The sequence below is a fragment of the Kineothrix sp. IPX-CK genome (assembly GCF_039134705.1).
Taxonomy (GTDB): Bacteria; Bacillota; Clostridia; order Lachnospirales; family Lachnospiraceae; genus Kineothrix; species Kineothrix sedimenti.
Window position 1 is genome coordinate 2,388,139 of record NZ_CP146256.1, and the last position, 19,904, is coordinate 2,408,042.

24 protein-coding genes are annotated in these 19,904 nt (G+C 42.9%); 21 read left to right on the forward strand and 3 right to left on the reverse strand.

What is annotated here, in order from left to right; genetic code table 11:
• The first annotated feature begins 56 nt into the window (after positions 1-56).
• The 13 genes from V6984_RS11550 to V6984_RS11610 all read left to right on the forward strand — a co-directional run bounded on the left by V6984_RS11550 (position 57) and on the right by V6984_RS11610 (position 10,253).
• Positions 57-1,928 (forward strand): TIGR03960 family B12-binding radical SAM protein, encoded by a 1,872-nt coding sequence (locus V6984_RS11550; RefSeq protein ID WP_342755788.1) that lies wholly within the window; start codon positions 57-59, stop codon positions 1,926-1,928.
• Complete coding sequence (locus V6984_RS11555) at positions 1,912-2,628, forward strand: TIGR03936 family radical SAM-associated protein (RefSeq protein WP_342755789.1); 717 nt, start codon at positions 1,912-1,914, stop codon at positions 2,626-2,628. The genes V6984_RS11550 and V6984_RS11555 overlap by 17 nt, the downstream gene beginning before the upstream one ends.
• Positions 2,628-3,824, forward strand: a complete 1,197-nt coding sequence (locus V6984_RS11560; RefSeq protein ID WP_342755790.1) for a ribonuclease E/G — start codon at positions 2,628-2,630, stop codon at positions 3,822-3,824. Before V6984_RS11555 ends, V6984_RS11560 begins: the two co-directional genes overlap by 1 nt.
• Before the next feature lie 48 nt (positions 3,825-3,872).
• Entirely contained in the window at positions 3,873-4,439 is a 567-nt protein-coding gene (locus tag V6984_RS11565) for an NUDIX hydrolase (RefSeq protein WP_342755791.1), read from the forward strand.
• Between the two features lie 151 nt (positions 4,440-4,590).
• Positions 4,591-4,896, forward strand: coding sequence for a 50S ribosomal protein L21 (gene rplU / locus V6984_RS11570; RefSeq protein WP_342755792.1), 306 nt, complete (start codon positions 4,591-4,593; stop codon positions 4,894-4,896).
• Between the two features lie 6 nt (positions 4,897-4,902).
• Positions 4,903-5,232: a ribosomal-processing cysteine protease Prp gene (locus V6984_RS11575; RefSeq protein ID WP_342755793.1), complete on the forward strand. Its 330-nt coding sequence runs from the start codon at positions 4,903-4,905 to the stop codon at positions 5,230-5,232.
• A 4-nt stretch (positions 5,233-5,236) separates the two neighbouring features.
• Positions 5,237-5,521, forward strand: a complete 285-nt coding sequence (gene rpmA / locus V6984_RS11580; protein WP_031390037.1) for a 50S ribosomal protein L27 — start codon at positions 5,237-5,239, stop codon at positions 5,519-5,521.
• Positions 5,522-5,588: 67 nt separating this feature from the next.
• Positions 5,589-6,872, forward strand: a complete 1,284-nt coding sequence (gene obgE / locus V6984_RS11585; RefSeq protein ID WP_342755794.1) for a GTPase ObgE — start codon at positions 5,589-5,591, stop codon at positions 6,870-6,872.
• Positions 6,873-6,889: 17 nt separating this feature from the next.
• A complete protein-coding gene (gene yhbY, locus V6984_RS11590; protein ID WP_342755795.1) occupies positions 6,890-7,180 on the forward strand; it encodes a ribosome assembly RNA-binding protein YhbY in 291 nt (96 codons plus the stop codon).
• Between the two features lie 29 nt (positions 7,181-7,209).
• Entirely contained in the window at positions 7,210-7,827 is a 618-nt protein-coding gene (gene nadD, locus V6984_RS11595; protein WP_342755796.1) for a nicotinate-nucleotide adenylyltransferase, read from the forward strand.
• Between the two features lie 41 nt (positions 7,828-7,868).
• Positions 7,869-8,483: a bis(5'-nucleosyl)-tetraphosphatase (symmetrical) YqeK gene (gene yqeK / locus V6984_RS11600; RefSeq protein WP_342755797.1), complete on the forward strand. Its 615-nt coding sequence runs from the start codon at positions 7,869-7,871 to the stop codon at positions 8,481-8,483.
• Complete coding sequence (gene rsfS / locus V6984_RS11605; RefSeq protein ID WP_342755798.1) at positions 8,476-8,841, forward strand: ribosome silencing factor; 366 nt, start codon at positions 8,476-8,478, stop codon at positions 8,839-8,841. The genes yqeK and rsfS overlap by 8 nt, the downstream gene beginning before the upstream one ends.
• 26 nt (positions 8,842-8,867) lie before the next feature.
• Positions 8,868-10,253 carry an MATE family efflux transporter gene (locus tag V6984_RS11610; RefSeq protein ID WP_342755799.1) on the forward strand — a complete coding sequence of 462 codons (1,386 nt, stop codon included), beginning with the start codon at positions 8,868-8,870 and terminating at the stop codon, positions 10,251-10,253.
• A gap of 66 nt (positions 10,254-10,319) precedes the next feature.
• On the opposite strand, the gene V6984_RS11615 is transcribed toward V6984_RS11610, so the two are convergent.
• Positions 10,320-10,532, reverse strand: coding sequence for a DUF378 domain-containing protein (locus V6984_RS11615; RefSeq protein ID WP_031390030.1), 213 nt, complete (start codon positions 10,530-10,532; stop codon positions 10,320-10,322).
• Positions 10,533-10,748: 216 nt separating this feature from the next.
• Here V6984_RS11615 and V6984_RS11620 point away from each other — a divergent pair, with 216 nt between their 5' ends.
• The 6 genes from V6984_RS11620 to V6984_RS11645 all read left to right on the forward strand — a co-directional run bounded on the left by V6984_RS11620 (position 10,749) and on the right by V6984_RS11645 (position 16,275).
• Entirely contained in the window at positions 10,749-11,996 is a 1,248-nt protein-coding gene (locus V6984_RS11620; RefSeq protein ID WP_342755800.1) for an ABC transporter substrate-binding protein, read from the forward strand.
• Between the two features lie 146 nt (positions 11,997-12,142).
• Positions 12,143-13,027 carry a branched-chain amino acid ABC transporter permease gene (locus V6984_RS11625; protein ID WP_342755801.1) on the forward strand — a complete coding sequence of 295 codons (885 nt, stop codon included), beginning with the start codon at positions 12,143-12,145 and terminating at the stop codon, positions 13,025-13,027.
• 9 nt (positions 13,028-13,036) lie between these two features.
• Positions 13,037-14,128 (forward strand): branched-chain amino acid ABC transporter permease, encoded by a 1,092-nt coding sequence (locus tag V6984_RS11630; RefSeq protein WP_342755802.1) that lies wholly within the window; start codon positions 13,037-13,039, stop codon positions 14,126-14,128.
• Positions 14,129-14,130: 2 nt separating this feature from the next.
• A complete protein-coding gene (locus tag V6984_RS11635) occupies positions 14,131-14,889 on the forward strand; it encodes an ABC transporter ATP-binding protein (protein ID WP_342755803.1) in 759 nt (252 codons plus the stop codon).
• Positions 14,890-14,904: 15 nt separating this feature from the next.
• The gene (locus V6984_RS11640; protein WP_342755804.1) at positions 14,905-15,618 is read left to right on the forward strand and encodes an ABC transporter ATP-binding protein; all 714 of its coding nucleotides are present in this window, start codon (positions 14,905-14,907) and stop codon (positions 15,616-15,618) included.
• A 15-nt stretch (positions 15,619-15,633) separates the two neighbouring features.
• On the forward strand, positions 15,634-16,275 hold the full coding sequence (locus V6984_RS11645; RefSeq protein ID WP_342755805.1) for a cytidylate kinase-like family protein: 642 nt from the start codon (positions 15,634-15,636) through the stop codon (positions 16,273-16,275).
• 64 nt (positions 16,276-16,339) lie between these two features.
• On the opposite strand, the gene V6984_RS11650 is transcribed toward V6984_RS11645, so the two are convergent.
• Together V6984_RS11650 and lexA are read right to left on the reverse strand one after the other, a co-directional pair.
• A complete protein-coding gene (locus V6984_RS11650) occupies positions 16,340-17,107 on the reverse strand; it encodes a GNAT family N-acetyltransferase (RefSeq protein WP_342755806.1) in 768 nt (255 codons plus the stop codon).
• A gap of 169 nt (positions 17,108-17,276) precedes the next feature.
• On the reverse strand, positions 17,277-17,894 hold the full coding sequence (gene lexA, locus V6984_RS11655) for a transcriptional repressor LexA (protein ID WP_342755807.1): 618 nt from the start codon (positions 17,892-17,894) through the stop codon (positions 17,277-17,279).
• A gap of 306 nt (positions 17,895-18,200) precedes the next feature.
• Here lexA and V6984_RS11660 point away from each other — a divergent pair, with 306 nt between their 5' ends.
• Both V6984_RS11660 and V6984_RS11665 read left to right on the forward strand, forming a co-directional pair.
• On the forward strand, positions 18,201-18,572 hold the full coding sequence (locus V6984_RS11660; RefSeq protein WP_342755808.1) for a LysM peptidoglycan-binding domain-containing protein: 372 nt from the start codon (positions 18,201-18,203) through the stop codon (positions 18,570-18,572).
• A 270-nt stretch (positions 18,573-18,842) separates the two neighbouring features.
• The gene (locus V6984_RS11665; RefSeq protein ID WP_342755809.1) at positions 18,843-19,790 is read left to right on the forward strand and encodes a hypothetical protein; all 948 of its coding nucleotides are present in this window, start codon (positions 18,843-18,845) and stop codon (positions 19,788-19,790) included.
• Positions 19,791-19,904: the final 114 nt, after the last annotated feature.

Genomic DNA, 19,904 nt, shown 5'->3' on the forward strand with positions numbered 1-19,904 from the left:
ATGAGTAGAGAACACTCATAATGAGTAAAGGACACTCATAAAGAGATAGGAGTATTATGAGCAAGCTTGCGTTAAAAGATGAAATACTGCTGCAGGTGGAGAAGCCGGCCCGCTATATCGGCAACGAAGTAAATGCGGTGGTAAAAGATAAGAATACGGTATCCGTCCGTATGGCGATGTGCTTTCCGGATATATATGAAATCGGCATGTCGCATTTGGGAATCCAGATTTTGTACGATATGTTGAACAGCTTTGAGGACGTATGGTGTGAAAGGGTTTATTCCCCATGGGTCGATTTGGATAAAATTATGAGGGAGGAACATATCCCTCTTTTTGCGTTGGAATCTCAGGAACCGGTAAAAAATATGGATTTTCTCGGAATCACTATTCAGTATGAGATGTGCTATACGAATATTTTGCAGATCCTCGACCTATCCCAGATCCCCCTTTCAGCAAAGGACAGGACCTTAGACCATCCCATCGTAATAGGAGGAGGACCCTGCACCTATAATCCCGAACCGATTGCTGAGTTTTTCGACATGTTTTATATCGGTGAAGGGGAGACCAGGTACCGGGAACTCATAGATTTATATAAAGATTCCAGAGAGAAGGGCGAAAGCCGTATAGAATTCTTGAGAAGGGCGGCCAGGCTTTCCGGTATTTATGTGCCGATGTTCTATGAAGTCGATTATAAAGAGGATGGTACGATTCTTGAAATGAAACCAACGGAGGAAGGAATACCCGAAACCGTGAAGAAGGAAATCGAAATGGCGGTTTCCGATACCTTTTATCCGATGAAACCCGTAGTTCCTTTTATTAAGGCGACCCAGGACAGGGTGGTCTTAGAAATCCAACGGGGATGTATCAGGGGATGCCGATTCTGTCAGGCAGGACAACTTTACCGTCCGGTGCGGGAACGCGATGTGGACGTGCTGAAGGGCTACGCGGTAGAAATGTTAAAAAATACCGGACATGAAGAAATTTCATTAAGCTCTCTAAGCTCCAGCGATTATTCCAAGCTTCCCGAGCTGATCGATTTCCTCATCGAGGAGTGCGGAAAAAAATATATCAACATTTCCCTGCCGTCCCTTCGCATCGACGCTTTTTCTCTGGATGTGATGAGTAAGGTTCAGGATATAAGAAAGAGCAGCCTGACTTTTGCCCCTGAAGCAGGAAGTCAAAGGCTTAGAGACGTTATCAACAAGGGGTTGACCGAGGAAGTCATTCTGAAAGGATCAGCTTTGGCCTTCGAGGGAGGCTGGACAAGAGTAAAGCTTTATTTCATGCTTGGACTTCCTACGGAAACAGAGGAAGATATAAGAGGCATTGCCGATCTATCCAACAAAATAGCCGCCACATTTTTCGAAATAGTTCCCAAAGAGGAGCGAAAAAATGGCAGGGTGCAGATCGTTACCAGCACCTCCTTTTTTATCCCCAAGCCCTTTACCCCCTTTCAGTGGGCGAGGATGTGTACTAAGGAGGAGTTCATTGAAAAGGCTTATCTTACCCGCAGTTCCATCAGGGAACAGCTCAATCAAAAGAGCATCAAATATAACTGGCACGAAGCGGATGTAAGCGTTATGGAGGGGGTTTTTGCCAGAGGAGACAGAAAAATTGCTGCCGTCATCCGCAGGGCTTACGAAAAAGGCTGCCTCTTTGATTCGTGGAGCGAATATTTCCATAATGACGTGTGGATGGAGACCTTTAAGGAGTGTGGTATAAACATTGATTTTTATACTACGAGGGAACGTTCCTTCGATGAAGTATTTCCTTGGGATTTCATCGACTGCGGCGTAACCAAAAGCTTTCTGAAAAGAGAATGGGACAAGGCGGTGGAGGAAACGATATCGCCCAACTGCCGGATGCAGTGTCTCGGATGCGGTGCTGCCGTATTCGGAGGAGGTGTGTGCTATGAAAGTAAGAATTAAATTCGCCAAATCCGGCGTCATGCGTTTTATCGGCCATTTGGACGTGATGAGGTATTTCCAGAAGGCTATCCGCCGCGCGGGCATTGATGTTGCATATTCGGGTGGCTTCAGCCCTCATCAAATCATGTCCTTTGCGGCTCCCTTAGGAGTAGGCTTGACAAGCAATGGGGAATATATGGATATTGAAGTAGTTTCCTCTGCCTCTTCCGGGGAGCTTAAGGACAGCCTGAATAAAGCCATGGTCCCCGGAATGGAAATCATAAGCGTCACTAAGCTGCCCGACGACGCCATGAACGCCATGGCCAGCGTTGCTGCTGCGGAATATATCGTGAGATTCAGAGAGGGGTATGAGCCCGATTTCGATTGGGAAGAGCAGGTGGAAGTATTTTATTCCAGAACATCCATCCCGGTTACAAAGAAAACGAAAAAGAGTGAAATAGAAATGGATATCAAGCCATCTATCTATGCCTTGGAAGCTGTTAAAGACAAAAACGGCCGAGGAGCCATACGTATGATGGTGGACGCCAGCAGCTCGGGCAATATCAAGCCCGGTCTGGTCATCGAAGCCTTTTTAACGGAAAACGGCGATACGCTTTCCGATTTCTCACTGGAAATAACGAGGGAGGATACCTTTACAAATACAGGAACGGAAGATTGTCCGGCATTTATCCCATTGGACACGGTAGGTAAAGAATTTTAATGAATGATAAGAAATATGTCATAATAAAAAGAAACAATCAAATAATATCTCTGCTTTTTCATGGCAATCGTCTGCTTTCTGTGAATGCCGAGAAAGAAGAGGGCAGTTTTGTAGGCAATATATATGTGGCAAAGGTGAAAAACATATCCGCCAATATCAATGCGGCCTTTGTGGAATCAGAGCCGGGCTTACCCTGTTTTCTCGCCCTGAACGAAGCAAAAAGCCCCATCCTTACCAATAGGCGTTACGATGGGAGGATTCTTGCCGGAGATGATATTGTGGTGCAGATAAACAAGGATGCGGTGAAGACAAAACAGCCTGTCGCCACATGCGCCCTTTCCTTAAGCGGAAAATACTGCGTCGTATCCATGGGAAAGCCGGGAATCGCATATTCCTCCAAGCTGTCGGCTAAGGCTAAAGCGAGAATCGGAGAGGCTCTGAAAGAAGAGTTTGCATTGCTTCCAAAAGGTATCGGAACTGTTGTCCGCACGAACGCTAAAGAGCTTGAGGATTATTCTCCCCTGCTGGAGGAATGGAAGGACTTAACAGCGCAGCTTAAGGAGCTGGCGGAAATGTCCATTCATAGAACAAGCTATTCCCTGCTTTATAAAAAGCCTTCGGATTACCTCCTTCGGCTTCGGGATACCTATGCAGGGCAATACGAAGAAATCGTAACGGATGATAAGGACATTTATGAAGAGGTGACAGAATATTCCCGTCTGCATCCGGCCTTTCGTATATGTGGAGCAAGGCTATATAAGGACGAACTTCTCCCCCTTCACAAGCTGTACTCCGTGGACACTCGTTTAAAGGAGGCACTGGATAGGAAAGTATGGCTTAAATCCGGCGGTTACCTTATCATCGAGCCTACCGAAGCCCTGACGGTAATCGACGTAAATACCGGAAAAGTGAGCACGAAAAAAGAGGATGAAGAAACCTTTTTTCGCATTAACATGGAAGCTGCCGGGGAAATAGCATTTCAACTCACCCTTCGAAACATATCGGGCATCGTCGTAGTCGACTTTATCAATATGCGAAAGCGGGAACATAGCGACAGGCTAATGGCACATTTCGGCGATTTGCTAAAAAAAGACCCGGTGAAGACCAGTCTAGTGGATATGACCGTTCTTGGGCTGGTGGAAATCACCCGTATGAAAATAAACAAACCTTTGAAGGAACAGCTTTCACAGCTTTAAATCAGGACCGAAACTGCAGCAAGTTCGGTATTAAGAGGAAGATAATACATGAAAATCATTAAAATGGAAAAAGTAAAAGACGGTAAATATTTAAAAAATTATGAGCTTACCTATCTCAACAAGGCCGGTCGCGAGAAAAAATACGAAATAGTCAGCCGCAAGGAATTAGGCAGTGTGGAGGACATAGGCAGCAACGTGAGCGGATTGTCCATCGTTGCCGTAAAGGAAGGAAAGCTTCTTTTATTGAAGGAATTCCGCATGGGTATCAACAAGAGCATTTATAATCTCTGTGCCGGAATGCTGGAGGACGGAGAAACTGTAGAGGAGTGCATCGCCAGAGAACTGTTTGAGGAAACCGGACTTGGCGTAAAGCGAATTATCAATATTCTTCCTGCCTCCTACGCTGCCGTAGCCATTTCGGATATGAAGACGCACATCGTATTCGTGGAAGCGCAAGGCAGGTTCGAGGATCACAGCTCGGATAACGAAATGATCGAAGCGGGCTTTTATACGAAGGCGGAGGTAGAACAACTTATGAAAACAGAGGAATTCAGCTCCAGAGCACAGGTTATTGCCTACTTTTTCACTAAAGTGCTAGATTTTTCAAATTTCTGACATTTTAAAAATGATTGATATTTTTAAAATGTCTTGACATCAGGAAAATGGAATGATAAACTAACGAAGTATGCCGCATAGATAGGCTCAAAGTGTGTCCTTTTTTGAGGAGGCCGCCGACCCTAGCGAGTAAATTATTAGGAGGTGCAATATGTACGCAATTATTGCCACAGGTGGAAAACAGTATAAGGTTTCCGAAGGTGACGTAATCAGAGTTGAGAAACTCGATATGGAGCCGGGAAGTGCTGTAACATTTGATCAGGTTGTCGCTATCAGCGATAATGGGCTTAAGGTTGCCGGTGACGTAGCTAATTCCACCGTAACTGCAACAGTAATGGAGCAGGGAAGAGGAAAGAAAGTTATCGTTTACAAGTATAAGAGAAAAACCGGTTATCATAAGAAAAATGGTCATAGACAAGCATACACTCAGGTTAAGATCGATAAAATTAACGCGTAATGCTTTATGACAACGGTTATTGTTAAAAAAAACGTAAATGGAGAATATAAGGGATTTACCTGCAAGGGACATTCTGACTTCGCAAGAAACGGCAAAGACATTGTATGTGCTGCTGTATCCATGCTGGTCATCAATACCATCAATTCGATGGAAGAGCTGGCTAAGGAGGATATGGATGTTTCTTCCGATGAAGAGTCAGGCTATATCGACTGCCTTTTTAAGGGAGGTTTGTCCGAAAAAGGAAAGCTCCTTATGGATTCCATGATACTTGGACTGTCGGACGTTGAAAAACGGTATGGCAAAAAGTATGTATCACTTAAATTCAAGGAGGTGTAAAACCATGTTAAATATGAACCTTCAATTTTTCGCTCACAAAAAGGGTGTTGGTTCTACCAAGAACGGTAGAGATTCCGAATCCAAAAGACTTGGTGCGAAAAGAGCTGACGGACAATTCGTAAAAGCAGGAAATATTCTGTACAGACAGCGCGGAACTAAGATTCATCCCGGCGTAAACGTAGGTAGAGGCGGAGATGACACATTATTCGCATTAGTGGACGGTGTACTTAGATTTGAAAGAAAAGGAAGAGATAAAAAACAAGCTTCCGTATATCCTGTCGAAAAATAACGAACGAATCGGGCTTCAAACATATTGAGTGTTTGAAGCCTGTTTTATCATTCAGAGGTGGAATACAATGTTTGCAGATAGAGCAAAAATATATATAAAGAGCGGAAAGGGCGGAGATGGACACGTTTCCTTTCGAAGAGAAAAATATGTTCCTAACGGAGGGCCGGACGGCGGAGACGGCGGAGACGGCGGAAGTGTAATCTTCGAGGTGGATGAAGGTCTTAATACCCTTACCGATTTCAGGCACATTCGCAAATACAGCGCCGAAAACGGCGAAGAAGGCGGAAAGAAAAACTGCCGCGGCAAAAATGGACAGGATATCATCATTAAGATTCCTCACGGCACTGTCATCAAGGAAGCCCAGAGCGGAAAAGTCATCACGGATATGTCTGGAGACAATAGACGTATCGTCCTATTAAAAGGGGGACGGGGCGGAAACGGAAATCAGCATTATGCTACCAGCACGATGCAGGTTCCTAAGTATGCGCAGCCTGGACAGGCTGCTTTGGAATTAGAACTGCAGTTAGAGCTGAAGGTCATTGCAGATGTGGGGCTTGTAGGATTTCCCAACGTAGGAAAATCCACCTTTTTAGCGAGAGTGACAAATGCCCGGCCGAAGATTGCCAACTATCATTTTACTACGTTAAATCCCAATCTGGGTGTCGTGGATCTTGAGGATGCGAAGGGCTTTGTCATCGCCGATATTCCGGGACTCATAGAAGGAGCCTCCGAGGGAATAGGGTTGGGGCATGAATTTCTCCGTCACATCGAGAGAACCAAACTTATTATTCATATCGTTGATGCCGCATCTACCGAGGGCAGAGATCCGGTAGCCGATATTTATGCTATCGACAAGGAATTGGACGCCTACAATCCTGAAATCGCCAAGCGTCCGCAGGTCATCGCCGCTAACAAAATAGATATGCTTTACGATGAGGATGCCTTAGATAAGATTAAGAATGAATTCGAGCCCAAGGGTATAAAGGTATTTCCTATTTCCGCCATAAGCGGAGAAGGTGTAAGAGAACTCTTATACTATGTGAATAATCTCCTCACTCAAATGGACGATAAGCCTGTGGTTTTCGAGCAGGAATATTTCCCCGAGTTCCAGACGACTTCCGGAAACGACCCATATACGGTGGTTTATGATGAGGATGCGGATGAATATGTAGTAGAAGGTCCCCGTATCGAGAAAATGTTAGGTTATACCAACCTGGAATCCGAAAAAGGTTTTACCTTCTTCCAGAATTTCTTAAAGGAAAATGGAATTCTTGAAGAGTTAGAAACGCTTGGCATTAAAGAAGGCGATACCGTCCGCATGTATGGACTTTCCTTCGATTATTACAAATAGATTAGGAGAAATTTATTATGACAAGCAAACAAAGAAGCTATTTGAAAAGCCTTGCGAGCAATATCGACCCTATATTTCAAATCGGCAAGTCCGGCTTGTCGCCCGAGGTAACGGAGGCGGTAGCGGAAGCCTTCAATACGAGAGAGCTTATTAAGGTTGCCGTATTGAAAAACTGCATGGATGAACCGAAGTCACTTGCCGAGGTTCTTGCAGAACGTACCAAGTCTCAAGTGGTCCAGGTGATCGGCAAGAAAATAGTACTATATAAAGAAAGCAAAGAGCACAAAAAAATTATTCTGCCTTCATGACTTAACGTATGAAAGGAGATGCTGTTTTTATGAAAAACCGCACAAAAAGAACCGGAATTATGGGGGGCACCTTCAATCCTATCCATATAGGCCATCTATTGCTTGCCGAAACAGCAAAGGAAGAGCTCGGGCTTAACGAAGTACTCTTTATACCGAGCGGATGCTCTTATATGAAAGAAGAAACGGATGTAGCGGATAAGCGGATGCGCCTTGATATGACAAGGCTTGCCATTGAGGACAACCCCTTCTTTAGGTTGTCTGCTATAGAGGTGGAGAGGGAAGGGAATACCTACACCTATGAAACCCTCCTTCTTTTACGGAAAGAGGAGCCGGATACCGAGTTTTATTTCATAGTGGGAGCGGACAGCCTGTTTCACATAGAAAACTGGAGAGAACCTCAGATCATTTTCGGAAGCTGCACGATACTTGCAGCAATACGGGATGATAAGGGCCGTCAGGAGCTTACGGAGCAAATCGAGTACCTGACGAAGAAATATGCCGCCTGCATCCTTCCTCTTCCAATGAAGGAAATTCCCATTTCCTCTACCGATATTCGCTGCAGGAGGAAAGAAAAGCGCTCTGTCCGTTATCTGGTTCCTGATAAAGTGATTGCTTACATGGATGAGAATCGTTTATACTATAAATAAAATAGAGGAAAATCCACCTAAGACAATGGAGGTTGAAATGGATGCGATCTAAGTCTTCCAATATAAAGAAAATTCGAAGAGCCATGGAAAGAACCTTGGATGATAAGCGCTTCGAGCACACCTTAGGAGTCGCCTATACGGCGGCGGCCTTAGCTATGCGCTACGACGCCGACATAATAAAGGCACAGACGGCTGGAATGCTTCACGACTGTGCAAAATGTTTAAGCAATGAAAAGAGACTGTCTATATGCGAAAAGCATAATATCAGTGTAAACGATATCGAGAGGAACAATCCTTTTTTGCTGCATGCGAAGGTAGGAAGCTATATCGCTATGCAGAAATATAATATTCGCGATACGGATACGATAAACGCCATTTTAAACCACACTACCGGACGGCCTGACATGTCTCTTTTGGAAAAGATTGTGTATGTATCCGATTATATCGAGCCGGGCAGAAAGCAAGCTCCTAATCTGTCGGAAATCAGAAGGCTGGCATTTGTCGATTTGGACGAGGCGCTGCTTCGTATTTTGGGAGATACCCTCATTTATTTAAATACCATTGACGGAGAAATCGACCCGATGACACAGAAGACTTATGACTTTTATAAAAATCGGGCAGAAATGAATAAAAAGGAAGGAAATCTGAATGAATAAAGAAGAATCCAAGAAAATGACAAAACTCGCCATCGAGGCGTTAGAGGATAAAAAAGCGGAAGATATCCGCGTCATCGATATCAGTGAGGTATCTATCATCGCCGATTATTTCATCATCGCGAGCGGTACAAACAGAAGCCAGATACAAGCTCTTTCCGACAACGTAGAGGAAAAGCTTAGCAGAGCAGGACTTAACCTTAAGCAAATAGAAGGATACGATACCGCTAACTGGGTACTGCTTGATTTCGGCGACATCATCGTGCATGTTTTCGATAAGGAAAACCGCCTTTTTTACGACTTAGAGCGTATTTGGCGCGATGGAAAGCGGATAAGCTTATCAGAAGTGACGGAAAGCTGAGAATTATAAATAAGGATTGAACAACAATGAAAAGATTCATAGGAGATAAAAAGTTTTACATGATGGTATTGGCAATCGCCATACCTATTATGATTCAGAACGGAATTACAAACTTTGTCAGTATGCTTGACAATATTATGGTCGGGCGAATAGGGACGGAACAAATGTCCGGCGTGGCAATAGTCAATCAGCTCATATTCGTATTCAATATCTGCATCTTCGGAGGCGTCTCCGGTGCAGGTATTTTTACGGCCCAATTTTTCGGAAGCGGCGATCATAAAGGGGTGCGGGATACCTTCCGCATAAAGATTCTGATCAGTTTAGGAATAACAGTTATAGGTCTTGCCGTATTTTCACTTTACGGTGAGCGCTTAATTGGTCTCTATCTGCATGAGACAAATGATTCCGGGGCCGTTAACGCCACGCTAATATATGCGAAGCAGTATTTGCGCATTATGATGTTGGAAATAGTGCCTTTCGCCTTCGTTCAGGCATATGCTTCCACTCTGCGCGAAACAGGAGAAACGGTTATTCCGATGAAAGCAGGTATTGCTGCAGTGTTTGTCAATCTCATTTTGAATTACATATTGATTTATGGTAAATTCGGGGCGCCTGCTCTGGGAGTGGAGGGCGCCGCAATCGCCACCACCATTGCACGCTTTGTGGAATTCGGAATCATTGCCGGTTGGACGTATAAGCACCGAGAAATGTACCAGTTTATCAAGGGTGCATACCGAAGCTTCCATATACCTGCACAGCTTATAGGAAAAGTTGCTGTATTTGGAACGCCTCTTATGGTCAACGAGATTCTCTGGGCCAGCGGCCAGGCGATGCTTACTCAATGCTATTCGGTACGGGGGCTTTCCGTGGTAGCGGCATTTAATATTTCCTCTACCATATCCAATGTGTTCAATGTGGTATTCATTGCCATGGGAAGTTCTGTAGGCATCATTGTCGGACAGTTGCTGGGGGCCGGCAAGATGGAAGAAGCGAAGGATACGGACAGAAAACTCATATTTTTCTCCGTAGTAAGTTGTGTGGGAATCGGTCTGCTCATGTCCCTTTTTGCACCATTTTTCCCTATGATATACAATACAACGACGGAAATACGCCAGCTTGCTACCCGTTTTATCGTTGTCGCATCCTTGTGCATGCCCTTATACGCCTTTATGCATGCCACCTATTTCACCCTGCGCTCCGGAGGAAAAACATGGATCACTTTCTTTTTCGACAGCGTATACGTATGGGTAGTTAATATCCCCCTGGCTTTCGTGTTGACAAGGTATACCGGTCTCTATATCATAACGTTGTATCTTATCTGTCAGCTCGTCGACATTATCAAGTGCATCATCGGTTTTGTTCTTGTTAAAAAAGGGGTCTGGATGCAGAAGATAATCGAAGTTGAAAAATAAAGCTCCATATGTAAAACGGTGCTTCCCCAAAAAGAAGCACCGTTTTTTCTAAGCAATTTTGCTGATTTAATCTCTCCTTGTTCCTCCGACATACATATAAAAGGTAATGAGATATAAACCACAGATTCCGACCAAAGCATATATGATTCTTGATATCCAAGACATACTGCCGAATATAAGGGCAACTAAATCGAAATTGAAAAAACCGATGAGCCCCCAGTTGATCGCTCCTATAATAACAATAGTCAAAGCGATGCAATCTAGTACTTTATTATTCATGATGAGACCTCCATTCAAGAATTTTTTTGTATCGGTTTTATTTTCCCCATTCGCTTTTCTTTTATGTATATTAATGCAAACTTTTCCGCGTATTTTGTTTAATTTACATAAAATGTATAAAATAACATTGACAAAAATTTTTATTCAGAGTAAGATTATTCGAAAATGATAGTATACTAGTATACATTCAAAAAATATTTTTGAGGAGGAAAAAATATGAAAAGGTTTATGAGTATTGCAATGGCTTCGGCTATGGTTATGACTTTGCTTGCCGGTTGTGGAAGTACGGCATCGGAAGGTACGGATGCTGCGACGGATACGGATACGACAGCTGCTGAGAGTACGGAAGCGGCAGAAGAGAATACGACAGCTGCTGAGAGTACGGAAGAGAGCGCCTCAGGCGGTGTATTTAAAATCGGTGGAATTGGCCCCACCACAGGAGGAGCCGCCGTATACGGTATGGCTGTACAGAATGCGGCTCAGCTCGCAGTGGATGAAATAAATGCTGCCGGAGGTATAGGCGGCTATCAGATAGAATTCAAGTTCGAGGACGATGAGAATGATCCCGAGAAATCTGTAAATGCATATAATACACTGAAAGACTGGAATATGCAGATACTTATGGGAACGGTTACCAGCGGATGCTGCGTGGCTGTCGTTGAAAAGACCTCAGCCGACAATATGTTCCAGTTAACTCCTTCCGGATCTTCAATAGAAGCGATCAAGTATGACAATGCGTTCCGCGTATGCTTCTCCGACCCGAACCAAGGTATGGCTTCCGCTAAATATATCGGCGAGAATGCGGTAGCGACAAAGGTTGCAGTTATCTATGACAGCTCCGATATTTATTCTTCTGGAATTTATCAGAAATTCGTATCCGAAGCAGCAAGTCAGTCTTTTGAAATAGTTTCCGCAGAAGCTTTCACAGCGGACAGCAAGACTGATTTCTCCGTACAGCTTCAGAAAGCCAAGGACAGCGGAGCAGAGCTTGTATTCCTGCCCATATATTATACAGAAGCATCCTTGATTCTTTCCCAGGCTGCCTCGATGAATTATGCACCTACTTTCTTCGGCTGCGACGGCTTGGACGGCATCCTCGATGTTGAAAACTTCGATACTTCTCTGGCTGAGGGCGTTATGCTCCTTACACCTTTTGCGGCAGATGCTGAGGATGAGCTGACACAGAATTTCGTAGCAGCTTTCAAAGAAAAATTCGGGGATACCCCGAACCAGTTCGCTGCAGATGCTTATGATGCAATTTATGCAATCAAGGCGGCGGCAGAAAAAGCAGGGCTCACTCCCGATATGGATGCGTCTGCAATATGCGACGCTATGAAAACGGCAATGACTCAGATTACTCTGGACGGTCTCACCGGCGTAGGCATGACATGGGATGCTTCCGGCGAGCCGAACAAGGCTCCCAAGGCTGTTAAGATTGAAAACGGCGTATACGTAGCGATGTAATAATGAAGTAGCCAAAGAGGGATACTATAAAGCGCAGCTAATGCGCTTTAGTATCCCTTTGTTTTTGTTTCATTTCCTTGCGCGCATGGACGATTAATGTTATAATCTAATCTCACGGTGTATAAAAATACGAAGAGGTGTTTCTTATGAGTTTTATTTCTTATTTAATCAACGGCATCAGTCTCGGCAGTGTATATGCGATTATTGCGCTTGGCTATACGATGGTTTACGGCATTGCAAAGATGCTTAATTTTGCCCATGGCGATGTAATTATGGTGGGGGCTTTTACCGTATTTACCATAGTAAGTACCCTTAGCCTGCCGCCCGCTCTCGGCTTAGCAATTGCAATTATCGTTTGTACCGTATTCGGTATAACGATTGAACGGGTTGCGTATAAACCGCTTCGTAATGCAGCTTCTCCCTTAGCTGTTCTGATTACAGCTATCGGCGTCAGCTACCTGCTCCAAAACTTGGCATTGATCATTTTCGGAGCCAATACTAAATCTTTTACTTCTATAGTTACTATCAGCCCGCTGAAATTAGCGGATGGCAATATGGTGATTTCAGGAGAAACAATTGTGACCATTGTGGTAGGAATCGTAGTTATGATTTTGCTTACCTTATTCATAAATAAGACGAAAGCGGGACAAGCGATGTTAGCCGTATCCGAAGATAAAGGCGCAGCATCTCTAATGGGTATCAATGTGAACAAGACGATAGCGCTTACCTTCGCCATCGGCTCCGCGTTAGCCGCTGTAGCGGGTGTTCTCTTATGCTCCGCATATCCGTCTCTGACGCCCTATACAGGGGCAATGCCCGGTATTAAGGCGTTTGTTGCCGCAGTATTCGGAGGAATCGGCTCCGTTCCCGGCGCTATGATCGGCGGTATTTTATTAGGTATTATCGAGATTTTGGGAAAGGCTTATATTTCCTCTCAAATGGCGGACGCTATTGTTTTTGCAGTATTGATCATCGTCCTTCTCGTAAAGCCTACCGGTATTTTAGGAAAGAAAATACAGGAGAAAGTGTAAGGTGCTGCCATGAATAAAATATCCAGGATACATCCTAAAAAATTAAACAAAATAACAAAAAATAATTTTATCACTTATGCAATAGTACTGGTGTTATATATTGTAGTTCAGCTATTATTAGTTACCGGCAATATATCCAGTCTGATGGAAGGCCTTTTGGTTCCTCTTTGCATCTATGTGATGTTAGCTATATCCCTTAATTTAACTGTAGGCATTTTAGGTGAACTTAGCTTGGGACATGCCGGCTTCATGTGCGTAGGTGCCTTTGCCGGTGCATTTTTCTCGAAGTGTGTGGACGGCTCTATACCGGACGGAGTGCGTTTCATCATCGCTCTTTTTATCGGGGCTGTTGTGGCAGGTATCTTCGGCATCTTAATCGGTATCCCGGTTCTTAGGCTGAAGGGTGACTATCTGGCTATCGTTACTTTAGCCTTCGGAGAAATCATTAAGAACCTTGTAAATGTTATGTATATAGGAAGAGATAAGAATGGCTTTCATTTCTCCATGAAGGATTTTCTTTCCCTGAATATGGACGCGGAAGGAGAGATTATCGTAAACGGTGCGCAGGGTATTACCGGAACTCCCCACGATGCCAGCTTTACCGTAGGAGTTCTTCTGATATTCTTATCTTTGGTTATCATATTGAATCTGATTCATTCGAGAGACGGGCGGGCAATCATGTCCATCCGCGACAACCGCATTGCTGCTGAATCCATCGGAATCAATATTACAAAATATAAATTGATGGCGTTTTCCATATCCGCGGCTATTGCAGGCGTTGCAGGGGCACTGTATGCCCACAATTTATCTACACTTACCGCACTTCCCAAGAATTTCGGCTACAATATGTCTATTATGATTCTTGTGTTCGTAGTACTTGGCGGCATCGGGAACATCAGAGGCTCTATCATTTCGGCAATCGTACTCACCTTATTGCCGGAGCTTTTAAGAGGCTTAAGTGATTATCGAATGCTCATTTACGCGATTGTATTGATCGCTATGATGTTATTTAACTGGAGTCCGAAAGCGATTGAATGGAAAGAGCGCATGAGAGAGAAATATTTCCCTAAGAGGCTTTCCAAAGAAAAGGAGGTTAAATAGCCATGGCATTACTGGAAATAAAAAATTTAACCATTTCTTTTGGCGGACTGAGAGCGGTGGACGATTTTAATATCGAAGTAACGGAAGGGCAGTTATACGGTCTTATCGGGCCTAACGGCGCCGGAAAAACTACAGTATTCAATCTCCTGACAGGTGTATATAAACCCAATGAAGGGATTATCAAATTGGATGATAAAGATATCACAGGCTTAAAAACCATGGATATCAATAAGGCCGGCATCGCCAGAACATTTCAAAATATCCGGCTCTTTAAAGCGTTATCGGTATTGGATAACGTGAAAGCAGGACTTCATAACAATTATCATTATTCGGCAATAGAGGGAATTCTCAGGCTTCCTTCCTATTTCAGGGTGGAAAAAGAGATGAACGAGCGGGCTATGGAGCTTTTGAAGGTCTTCGACCTGGATAAGGAAGCCGATTATCTGGCTTCAAATCTCCCTTATGGAAAGCAGCGCAAATTAGAAATTGCCAGAGCGCTGGCAACGAATCCAAAGCTATTGCTTCTCGATGAGCCTGCGGCAGGTATGAACCCGAACGAAACCGGAGAGTTGATGGACACAATTCGTTTTGTAAGAGATGAATTCAAAATGACCATTTTATTGATAGAGCACGATATGAAATTAGTTTCCGGTATTTGTGAAGAGCTTACGGTACTCAATTTCGGCCGCGTTCTTACACAAGGTAAAACAGGAACGGTGCTCAACGATCCTCAAGTAATTACAGCATATCTTGGAGAATAGGAGGAGATAGGTAAAATGGCAATGCTTGAAATCAGGGATTTGGAAGTGTATTACGGCGTAATTCGAGCCATCAGAGGTATTTCCTTCGACGTAAACGAGGGCGAGGTCATCGCTTTGATCGGCGCCAACGGCGCGGGCAAGACGACTATCCTCCATACGATAACCGGGTTGCTTTCCCCAAAAGCAGGAAGCATTACCTTTGAAGGGCAGGATATAACGAAGGTTCCCGGATATAAAATCGTATCTATGGGAATGGCCCATGTGCCCGAAGGAAGACGAGTTTTCTCAGAGCTTACAGTGCTTCAGAATCTGAAAATGGGTGCTTATACGCGTAAAGATAAAAGCGAAATCGAAGAAACATTAAAGGCTGTTTATAAAAGGTTTCCCCGCTTAGAGGAACGCCAGAATCAGGTTTCCGGTACACTCAGCGGCGGAGAGCAGCAGATGTTGGCTATGGGAAGAGCCCTTATGTCACATCCCAAAATTATTCTTATGGATGAACCTTCCATGGGCCTATCGCCCATCTTTGTGAACGAGATTTTCGATATTATCAGAGAGGTAAGCGAGAGCGGTACAACGGTTCTTTTGGTGGAGCAGAATGCGAAGAAGGCACTTTCCATCGCAGACCGTGCTTACGTGCTCGAAACGGGTGATATCGTTCTGGAGGGAAAAGCAAGCAATCTTTTAAACGATGATTCCATCAAAAAGGCTTATCTTGGCGAAGCGTAAATTAGGAGGCAGGCTATGAATAAATCACGCTGTAATTCGAAAGTGGTTATAACAATTGCAAGACAGTATGGGAGCGGCGGACGTACCATAGGGGAAATGCTGTCCAAAGATTTAAACGTCCACTATTACGACAGGGAACTGCTTAAGCTGGCATCAGAGGAAAGCGGCATAAACGAAAGACTTTTTGTCAATGCTGATGAAAAGATAAAAATGACCCACCTGCTAAAGATAGTCAAAAGTGTATATACGGGACAACTGATTCCTCCGGAAAGCGACGATTTTATCTCGGATAACAACTTATTTAATTATCAGGCAAAGATTATCAAGCAGCTTGCTGAGGATGAATCCTGTGTCATTATCGGACGTTGCGCTGATTATGTGTTAAAAGACAACGATAACGTATTAAGCGTTTTTATCCACGCTCCAAAGGATTATTGTATGGAACAGGCCGCTAAAAAAGTCAGTATGTCATCTAAGGAATTAGAAAAATACATAGCCAAAATAGATAAAAGCAGAGCAGAATATTATAAGTATTACACGGGAAGAGAGTGGACGGATGCCAGAAATTACGATTTATGTCTGGACAGTTCTAAACTAGGCTTCGACCGATGTGTGGAGGAAATAAAGTCGTATATCGATGTGAGGTTTCATGACTGATGAGGTCTCATGATTTATAAATTAAAATGGGGTGGGATTAGAATAAATCTCTCCCCATTTTAATTTATTTATTCAACCGGTCAATGAAGTCATTTTTCTTTGCGGTGATTTGTACCCATGTTGGCAGGAATCCGCTTCTTATTGCATTTTTAGCCGATTTTATATTTGACCATGCACAACAATAAAAGGGAACCTTTTTTCTATCGAGGATTTCAACTGCAAGGGTACTAGTAAGAGATGATGCTATGCCCTGATGTCTATACTCCGGCAGCACATCAACGCCTATTTGCCACATGGTATCGCAATCTGCCGAACATCCTGCAAGACCAACCAGTTTTTCATTCTCGAATGCCCCCACGGCTAATACATCCAGAGGCTTTCGATTCTCACAAAGTGCATTGCTCCATTCAGGTAAATAACAGTCGTCAAAATCCATTGGCTGCATGACTTTTAGTTGATATTTACACGCAAGTGGTTTAATAATACTTATATCCGGCAAAAAGTATTCTGCCATAAAACAAATATTTAAATCAAATGGTTTAAGCTTTTCGATCAAAACGAGCAGATTCGGCGTTTCAAAGCAATGTTCGGCAGGATATTTATCTATATAGTTTTTTACAATTTCAACCAGGCTCTCCGATACAGACGCGACGATATTATTTCCATATGAAGTCAAATCACAGTAAAAGGGCAGTTCTAAATATTTCCTGGCGGCGGCTTGTCTTCCGGAAATAACGACCTTATTTTCTGTACTAAGGAAATCATCAGTTTGACAATAGCTATCTATCGCCGATTGCTGCATTGCAATTTGCAGGATTTCATGATTTGTCATAAATAGTTCCTTTCGGTTTAATGTTAAACCATTCGTTACTTTTCCATATCTATCGTACCACATTCTTAATTGATTTTCTATTGTATTCCAAGTCTTCTTATAAAAACAAAGAACGCCTTGCGAAGGAACTGCCGTCTTCACAAAACGTTCTTATTTTACTGTCGGTTATTTATTTCATTAAACGGAACACACCGAATACCTTACCTAAAATCTGACAATCATCCACAATAATAGGGTCCATAAAATCATTTTCCGGCTGTAAACGGATATGACCATTTTCCTTATAAAAGGTCTTAACAGTAGCAGAATCCTCTACAAGAGCCACGATCATCTCACCGTTTGAAGCGGAATTGCAGGAATTGACGAAAATCTGATCGCCATTGTAAATACCTACATTTATCATGGAATCTCCTTTTACCTTTAAGACGAACGATTCTCCGGAGGGTACGAGATCCGCCGGAACAGGAAAGTAGCTCTCAATATTTTCCTCTGCTAAAATCGGCTGTCCAGCCGCCACCTGACCGATAACCGGAAGGCTGACCATTTCTGTCCGAACCATTTGAAAGCTGTCGTCACATATCTCGATCGCACGCGGCTTCGTAGGATCTCTTCTAATATATCCGTTTTTCTCCAAGGTTTCCAAGTGCGAGTGTACCGATGAAGTGGATTTCAAGTTGACCGCTTCGCAAATCTCGCGAACAGCCGGAGGATAACCTCTAGTTAAAATGATTTCCTTTATATATTCTAAAATTTCTTTTTGTTTATTTGTAATCTTACCATACCCCATATTGGACCTCCCGTTTCTTCGAAATAGTATCTTTATCGATAAAATTTATTTTATTGGATTCAGTATAGCATAACAAAAGCAAAAAAGCAAACATATATTCCAAATATTTGTTCGATTTATTTGTATAAAAAGCTTGACATCAGAATATTTGTTCGATATAATTCGCTTATAGAACAAATATTCGAAACATTTGTTCGTGTTTAATCCAATAGAAAGGGCTTTGCCCAGGGTATATATCCGACAGTTTGCATATAAAATGATAATTTTTAGCTCGGAATAAAAAGTGAGAAAGGAGCGTGGTTACAAATGAGTAAAAGCGAAAGAAGAATTTTAAACAATAAATTGAGAAGGAAGCGCCAGAGGAGAAAGAATATATTTTTATTTGCAATGACATTTTTTCTTGTAGCAACTTTATCCTTTGGGGTCAACGCTTTTTTATCCAACGCAAAATCTAGCTCTGATGATATTGAATACAAATATTACAAAAGCATCATCATACAACGCGGCGATACGCTGATGTCCATCGCTTCCGAGAATATGGATGGCAATTATTCATCAGCAGAAAGCTATGTGAATGAATTAATAAAGATAAATGGACTGAGAGATGATAAAATTGTTGCAGGAAATTATCTTATCATTCCTTATTATTCTTCGGAATTTATTAATGACTCCCTATAATATTCAGTAATCCTTTTTATATATGATTTCTTATAATATTTATAAGAAATTTAACATTATATAAGTTTTTGCATTAATATAAGTCTTACAAAAGATTTTATAGCCCGCCTATGGTTTCATTCTTAGGCGGGTTTTTTACGCTTCATCCAGAAATGGAATTGAAAAAAACATAGGCTTGTGCTATATTGCTTTTAATGAATTCAGATGTCATTTACCGTTTTCCGCCGAGCTGGCGACAAAAATTCAAACATATAGAAAGAAGGCACCATTATGGCATATTATGATGAACAGTTACAACTTCTCCAACAGCAGACAATGCAGAAAAAGCGAAAGGAATCCAAACTGAAGGAATTATACACGCAGCATGAGGTGCTCAGTACTAGGGCCGATGAGCTTCGAAAGAGTAAGTTAGACGCGCAGGCTGATGTTGAACATTTGGAAGGCCGCAGCTTAACAGCTTTTTTCTATGCTGTGATCGGAAAGAAAGATGAAAAATTGAATAAAGAGCGAGAGGAAGCTTATGCTGCCAGAGTGAAATATGATGTCATTGCGCGTGAGCTTTTTGCAGTGGAGGAAGATATTCGGCACAACGAGACAGAGCTTATTCAGCTGCGTGGATGCGAACAGCAATATGAAAAAATGTTGAAAGATAAGGCGGATGCTATTAAGGCCATCGGGTCCCAAGAAGCTGTCAAGATCTTCCGGACGGAGGAACGCATTACTTATCTGGAGAATCAAATGAACGAAATCAAAGAGGCTTTAATTGCCGGTGAGACTGCACTCAGTATCACAAACCGCATTCTCGCCAGCCTTGGCAGCGCTGAAGGCTGGGGGACATGGGATTTGCTAGGAGGCGGACTGCTTACGGATATGGCAAAGCATGGCCATCTGGATGAAGCTCAGAAACAGGTCGAATACCTGCAGGTACAGTTGCACCGTTTTAAGACAGAGCTGACTGACATAACGATTCACGCGGATATGCAGGTCAGCATTGATAGCTTTTTATGCTTTGCAGACTATTTCTTTGACGGACTATTTGCAGATTGGGCGGTACTAGATAAAATAAAACAATCTCAAACACAGGTACAGAATATTAAAAGTCAAATCGAAAGCGTATTGAATCGATTAACATCCATGTTCAATTCTGTTGCTAAAGAGCTTGAAGGTGAAAAAGCAGGACTGAATGATTTAATTATAAGAACGAATATGAAGAAGTGAAAAGAATCATGTCCTTATATTGGGCATGATTCTTTTTTATAGGTTGAATTGTGGTCACATACAGAACACTTATCACTCATACAAAAAATAGTATAGAAATCACAAAAACATCTT